At 26.7% G+C, this 7,136-nt stretch carries 5 protein-coding genes; all 5 read left to right on the plus strand.

Translation table 11 applies throughout. From position 1 onward, the window contains the following. Positions 1 to 199: 199 nt before the first annotated feature. The 5 genes from dsrO to AVBRAN12654_RS09000 all read left to right on the plus strand — a co-directional run bounded on the left by dsrO (position 200) and on the right by AVBRAN12654_RS09000 (position 7,116). The gene (gene dsrO / locus AVBRAN12654_RS08980) at positions 200 to 946 is read left to right on the plus strand and encodes a sulfate reduction electron transfer complex DsrMKJOP subunit DsrO (RefSeq protein WP_214119706.1); all 747 of its coding nucleotides are present in this window, start codon (positions 200 to 202) and stop codon (positions 944 to 946) included. Further along, a complete protein-coding gene (nrfD, locus tag AVBRAN12654_RS08985) occupies positions 931 to 1,965 on the plus strand; it encodes an NrfD/PsrC family molybdoenzyme membrane anchor subunit (protein ID WP_336614333.1) in 1,035 nt (344 codons plus the stop codon). Before dsrO ends, nrfD begins: the two co-directional genes overlap by 16 nt. Continuing rightward, positions 1,958 to 4,870, plus strand: coding sequence for a tetrathionate reductase subunit TtrA (locus AVBRAN12654_RS08990; protein WP_336614334.1), 2,913 nt, complete (start codon positions 1,958 to 1,960; stop codon positions 4,868 to 4,870). The genes nrfD and AVBRAN12654_RS08990 overlap by 8 nt, the downstream gene beginning before the upstream one ends. A gap of 72 nt (positions 4,871 to 4,942) precedes the next feature. Continuing rightward, on the plus strand, positions 4,943 to 5,902 hold the full coding sequence (locus tag AVBRAN12654_RS08995; protein ID WP_336614335.1) for a hypothetical protein: 960 nt from the start codon (positions 4,943 to 4,945) through the stop codon (positions 5,900 to 5,902). Positions 5,903 to 6,171: 269 nt separating this feature from the next. Continuing rightward, the gene (locus AVBRAN12654_RS09000; RefSeq protein ID WP_336614336.1) at positions 6,172 to 7,116 is read left to right on the plus strand and encodes a hypothetical protein; all 945 of its coding nucleotides are present in this window, start codon (positions 6,172 to 6,174) and stop codon (positions 7,114 to 7,116) included. The last annotated feature ends 20 nt before the right edge of the window (positions 7,117 to 7,136 follow it).

Genomic DNA, 7,136 nt, shown 5'->3' on the forward strand with positions numbered 1-7,136 from the left:
CCATATCGGTAGGTTTAAAAAAAATATTAATGGTTATTAAATTCTTATAAAAATTTATATAAAATTTATATATAAACTTATTGATAATAACAAACCAAAATTAGGCAATAATATTTAAACCTTAATTTATTATTAAATTTTAACTTTAATTATACAATCAAAAAATATACTCATTAAAATCTAAATCAAAAGGTTTTATATGAATAGAAGAGTATTTATTACAACCACATTAGCTTCATCAAGTTATGCTTTTAGCCTAAAAAATAATGGTATAGATAAAAAAGATAAAAGATATATAGGAGATAGCAAAAAACGCTATGCAATGCTAATTGACCTTAGAAAATGTATCGGCTGTCAAGCTTGCACTGCTGCTTGTATCAATGAAAATCAAGTCCCCCACGAACAATTTAGAACATTTGTTACTGAATATGAATTAAGCAAAAGCGATGAAGTATTTAAGGCATTTTTGCCAGAACTTTGTAATCATTGCGAAAATCCACCTTGCGTAAGCGTTTGTCCTACAGGAGCAACTTTTAAAAGAGAAGATGGAATAGTATTAGTAGATAATGAAATATGCTGGGGTTGTAGTTACTGCGTAAATGCCTGTCCTTATGATAAAAGATTTATTAATAAAAATACAAAAGTAGCTGATAAATGCACTTTTTGTGTGCATTTAATAGATAATAATGAATTACCAGCTTGTGTTCAAACCTGTGTTGGTAGGGCTAGAATTTTTGGCGATTTAAATGATAGTTCAAGTGAAATTTCACAAATATTAAAAGATTATCCAACAAGTGTTTTAAAGCAAAATTTTGGGACTAAACCACAAGTTTTTTATATTAATTTAGACAATGAATTAAATGAAATCAATCCTAATCATAAAATGTTTCAAGATATTTCAAAAGAATTTGATTTGGCTTTAGAAGAAGAATGGAGAATAAAATGAGTGCTGTGGTTTTAGAAGGTTTTAGCGTTCAGCGAACTTGGGCTTTAGATGTTGTGAATGATTTTTTCATAGCAGGGGCTAGTTTTGGAGCGTTTTTATGTGCTAGTTTATATTTAGTATTTGGATTGAAAAACTACAAAAATATCGCCCTATTTTCAATGATAATTTCTTTTGTTTGTTTATGTGCAATTCCTTTTAATTTAATTGATGATTTAAAACAACCTAGCAGAGTTTTTGAAATCTTTTTAAATGGCTGGGGTAATCTATCAACTTCAGCTATGAAAATAGGAATTATATTACTTATAACCTACCCTATTTTACTAATACTATTAGCATATAAGCATATTAACAATAAAAATACTAAAAAATTAGGAATAATCACACTTATTGTATCTTTTTGCATTCCTTTATACACTGGATATATTTTAGGAACAAGTGTTGGAGTTAGTTTTTGGAATACACCTGTTTTACCACTTTTATTTGCTGCAAATGGCGGTGTAGGCGGTGTTGGAATATGTGCTTTAGTCTTATTTATATATTCAAAAATTATAAATTATAAAATCAATCTTTTTATCTTTATAAGACTTGCTAGTGCTTTAATAGTATGTGATTTATTATTAAGATTATTTTGGTTTAGCTTTATGCTTGGTTTTAATAAAGAAATTAAAGAGCTATATCAATATGTATTTATGGCTAGATTTTATGAGATTTTCATACTTGAGTTTTGCTTAATTTTTATTATTTTAATAAATCTTTTTACAAGATTAAAAAACAATCAATTCTTTTTATTACTTGCATTTTTGTCTATGATAATTTATAGCTTTAGCTTTAAATTTAATGTAGTTTTTGCAGGAAATTCTATGCCAAAAATTATGAGTGGATTTTTAACATACACACCAAAAATCTTAGGTAGTGATAGTTTAGGTTCTGTATTTGGCAATTGGCTAATTTGTATAAGTTTGTTTTGTCTTTTAGTAAGCATATTAGAAAAACAAATAAAAGGAGAATTAAGTGAGTAGAAGAAAGTTTTTAATAGCATCAGGGATAACAGGCATAGCAGGGGCTTATTTTTACAATGAAACAATACAAAAAATCATAAAACCACAAACAAAAACAAACGATAGCATATATGCAAATAGCCTAAATCCAAAAATCGGCAAGTATTATTCAAGTGTTTGTAATGGTTGCGTTACTCATTGTGGTGTTAGGGTAAAAGTATTAGATAATAAGGTTTTAAAAGTTATTGGCAATCCATATAGTTTATTATCAAGCGACCCTTGGCTTAATATGAATACTAGTATAAAAGATAGTTATTTACTCACAAATCAAGGCAAAATCCATTCAAGTGTTTGTGCTAGGGGTAATTTAGTATTTGATAAATTAAATGATAAAGCAAGGGTAACTAAAATACTAAAAAGAGTTGGAAAAAGGGGAGAAAATAAATGGCAAAGTATTGAGCCTGATAAATTTTTAGATGAGATAGTAAATGGCGGAGATTTGTTTAATGAAGGCTATGTAAAAGGATTTAAAGAAGTTTATAATCATACTGATTTAATAGATGAAAATGCTCCTGAATTTGGAAAGAAAGCAAATGGATTATGTATAATCGCAACAGGAGATGAAGGAAGAAAGAATTTCTTTCAAGAAAGATTTCAAAAATCATTCGGAACTATCAATTTTCACGGACATACAGCAACTTGCGGTCTTTCTATGAGAGCTGGAATGGCTGCTTTTTTAAATGATTTTGATAAATACCCACACTTAAAACCTGATTTTGATAATTGCGAGTTTTTGATTAATTTCGCAAGTGCTCCTGCTCAAGCTGGAAATCCTTTCAAAAGACAAGGATTAAAAATAGCAAATAGAAAAAGCAATAATTTAGAATACGCAACAATAACCCCAATACTTACAAATTCTACTTCAAGTGCATCTAGCGTAGGAAAATGGATTGCTATAAAGCCTGGTGGGGATTTGTTTTTAGCATTAGCCTTATTACAAGATGTAATAAATCAAAAAATTTATGATGAAGAATATCTATCTTATACTAATTTAAATGAAAACAATGTAAGTTTTTCTAATGCTGCTTATTTAGTCGTTGAAGATGATTATAAAAACTATAAAAAAGGAGAATTTTTAAGAATTAATAATGAAATTATGGTTATTAACGAGCAAGGATTAATAAGTGCAAAAGATTGTAAAAAAGCTAATATTTATTATGATGGAATAATAACTTTAGATGATGAAGCAATAAAGGTTAAAACAAGTTTTATCAAATTAAAAGAAAGTGTTAATTCAAATTCTTTAGATGATTTATTGCAAAATAGTGGCGTTAGTAAAAAAGATTATGAATATTTATTAGAAAAAATCAAAAAATATAAAAATAAAGTAGCATTTGATTTGCACGGCGGGACTATGCAAACTAATGGATTTTATACAGCTTATGCTATTTTAGAATTAGTTGGTTTGCTTGGGAATTTAAATAAAATTGGTGGAATGAGTGCTGGTGGGGGTAAATATAATGATTTGTCAGGAGAATTTGAATTAGCAAAATATAAAGGCAAAATTAAACCTAGTGGAATTAGGGTTGATAAAACTAAAAAACCTTATGAAGCAACTAGCGAATATAAAAACAAAATCAAAAACAACGAAAACCCTTATCCATCAAAATTACCTTGGTATCCACTAACTAATGCAATTTGCACCGACGCAATCACAAATGCAGCATTAAAATATCCTTACGGAATAGATATATTGCTTTCTTGGAATGCTAATATTGCTTATGCTAGTAATATGAATAATGTTAAAAATTCTTTAAAAGATAGCTCTAAAATACCATTATTCATAGCAATTGACCCATTCATAAACGAAACAAGTATGTTTGCTGATTATATAGTTCCTGATAGCGTTATGTATGAGACTTGGGGCGTTGTTAATCCTTGGGGTGGTGCTTTGAATAAAGCTAGTCATTTTAGATTTCCTATTTTAAATTCTCCTAATGTTAAGTTTAGTAATAATGAAAGCGTATGTATGGATAGCTTTATAATTGAATTAGGCAAAAAATTAGGCTTAGCAGGATTTGGCAAAAATGCAATTAGCGATAGTGAAGGTAATTTATTTGACCTTGATAAGCCGAGTGATTATTATTTAAGAAGTTTTATAAATGTTGCACTTGATGGTGGATTTGATTATGAAATAAACGAAGATGAGATAAAGGACTTACCATTCATTCAAGAATTAAAAGAAATTAGCCCAAAACACTATAAAAAAGCTTTATTTTGTATGGCAAGGGGTGGAAAATTTGAAAGCAAAAACAAAGCATATAACAAAAATTCCTTAGCAAAAACATACAAAAAAGAAGTAGCTATTTATAACGAAGATTTAGCACTTACTAAGGATTCTTTAACTGGGAAAAATTATAGTGGAGTTCCTTATTTTGTAAAACAAAGATTTAAAAACAATACCACATTAGATGAGTTAAATCTAAAAGCCTTTTCGTATAAATCAAATATATATTCAAGTTTAGTTGCTGCTAGTTCAAAACTAACTCATTTAAAATATTCAAACTACATTGAATTACACGAAGATACAGCAGCAAAACTAGGTCTTAAAGATAAGGATTTAATCAAAGTTATAAGAGATGATAAAAAAATAATAGGAATATTAAAAACTAGAAAAGGAATTCATAAAGAAGCAGTAGGAATTGAGCATTCTCGTGCTAGGCGTGGCGAAGGTGCTAGTGATTTTTATATTGATGGGAAATTAATTGCTAAAAATATTTCAAAAAGAACAGGCGTTAGTATCTCAAATATAATACCTGATGATACTATTCGTGGAGAAAATGCCTTAATTAGTGATTTTGTCGTAGGCTCTGTAGCAAGACAAGGATTTGGAGTAATTATAGAAAAAATCTCAAGCTTAGGTTAAGGAATTTAAACTGATTAAATTATTTATCCTAAATAAACTATAATCCTTTAAATAAATATTAAAGGATTATTTATGATACACGATATAAGTGCTAGTAAAAATATGCCGATAGCTTGGAAAATTGATGTTAAAAAGCACGAGCTAACAGAAAAAGAGCTAAAAGATTTAAATTATCAAATAAATAAAAATAATTTTGAGATTAAGACTAATAAAGAGCAAGATTACAATGTATTTTTTAGATTTGATAGTGATAATATCGGTGTAAAAATAAATGAAAAAAATCTAAATAGATTAAAAGATTTTTTTGATAGCGATAATTTCATTGCTAATAATAAAGGCACTATTTTAGATAAAGATGCAGCAAGTTTTGTCGCTGGATGGTTTAGCAATATTGCTTATAGAGAAAATCTCTTAGCAGCTGATATTAATAACGATGGAGAATTAACGGGCAAGGAATTTAAATATACATTTACGGTATTTAGTGAAGCAGCCGAAATAGTAGTAAATGAAAAGACACTTGAAGAAGAAATAATCTCAAGTGCAATCATAGGCACATATTTACCTAGTATGGTAGCTTTGCCAGAGGGCGAGAGTATGGATATTAGCAAGGCTTTAAATATTAGTTTAAATGATGATAAAAACCTTGATGGAATAATAACATTTGGCGAATATTTAGGAGCTGATGGTAAAAATAAAATTCATAAATATACAGCTGATTGTAAATCAAGTGATGAGCGAATTAAAATTGATAGTGGTAATATTTATAAAATTATGAATATAGATAAATTCAAAGAAAAGGAATTAGAAGAATTAAAAAAATTAGCAGCCTTAGCAAAGCTAAAAAATCAAGGCCTAAAAAGTCTAACAAATGATGAAAAGAAACTCTTAAAAGACTTTAGTCTTAATCTTAAAATCAGTGAAAATAAATTAGAAGAATTAGTCGCAAATGATAAATTAGATGATTTTATAGATTTTACAAAAGAATTTAAAAAAGATTTAAGCGATACAAAATTAATTGATATTAAGGTTTAATTTTTTATTTTTAATTAATTGTTACTAAAAGTTACAATATATCAAAACATTAAATAAAATAATAATAGTATTAATTAAAATCAAATTATAATAATTCAAATCATTTTTTAATGTATTAACTTAATTTGCATTACGAATGTTAGTGTATATTTTAAAAAGTATTAGTGCTTTAATATTGCTTTTTAAGTGTAAAAAATAGCTATATGATTTTAAAAATGTCTTGATTAATTAGCTAGATCTAATTTAGTCATAATTTTAAAGGATTTTTTATGAGACATTATCTAGGAAACTATTTAAATACGCCTATAGCTTGGCAAGATAAAATTAATTCAAATTCTTTAAATTCCTTTGATTTATATAATATAAAAAATGCAATAAATATAAATAATTTTGAGATTAAGACAAATAAAGAGCAAGATTACAATGTGTTTTTTAAATTTGATGAAAGTAATATCGGAGTAAAACTTAGTGAAAATAATATCAATAGATTAAAAGAATTTTTTGATGAAGATAATTTCATTTTTAATAGTAAAGGCACTATTTTAGATAAAGACGCAGCAAGTTTTGTAGCTGGGTGGTTTAGTGATATTGCTTATAAACGAAAATTCCTTGAAGCTGATGTTGATGGTAATGGGGAGCTAAGCAATAAAGAAGGAAAAAAGACATTAAACTTTATACTTGAAAGGCTTGAATATAGAAGAGATAATAAAGGTGAATATATAATCACTAATTATGTAAAAGGCTATGAAGAGAGTAAATTTTTAGCAGATAATGATGAATACTATGTTGATATTAGCTATGCTTTAAATGCTAGTTTAAATAATGATAAAAATCTTGATGGTATTATTACATTTGGCGAATTTCTAAATGTAGGCGAAAAGGGATATTTTGAAGATAACATAGAAGTATCTAATAATAAAAATAATAATGATTTTATTAGCTTATATAAGATTGCAAATACAGATAAATTAAAAGAGAAAGAATTAGAAGAATTAAAAAAATTAGCAGCCTTAGCAAAACTTAAAAATCAAGGCCTAAAAAGTCTAACAAATGATGAAAAGAAACTCTTAAAAGATTTTAATATTAATTTAAAAATAAGCGAAGATAAATTAGAAGAGTTAATTACAAATGATAAATTAAGTGATTTTATAGATTTTACAAAAGAATTTAAAAAAGATTTAAGCGATACAAAATTAATTGATATTAAGGTTTAATTTTTTATTTTTAATTAATT

This window comes from Campylobacter sp. RM12654 (assembly GCF_020137585.1).
Taxonomy (GTDB): Bacteria; Campylobacterota; Campylobacteria; order Campylobacterales; family Campylobacteraceae; genus Campylobacter_E.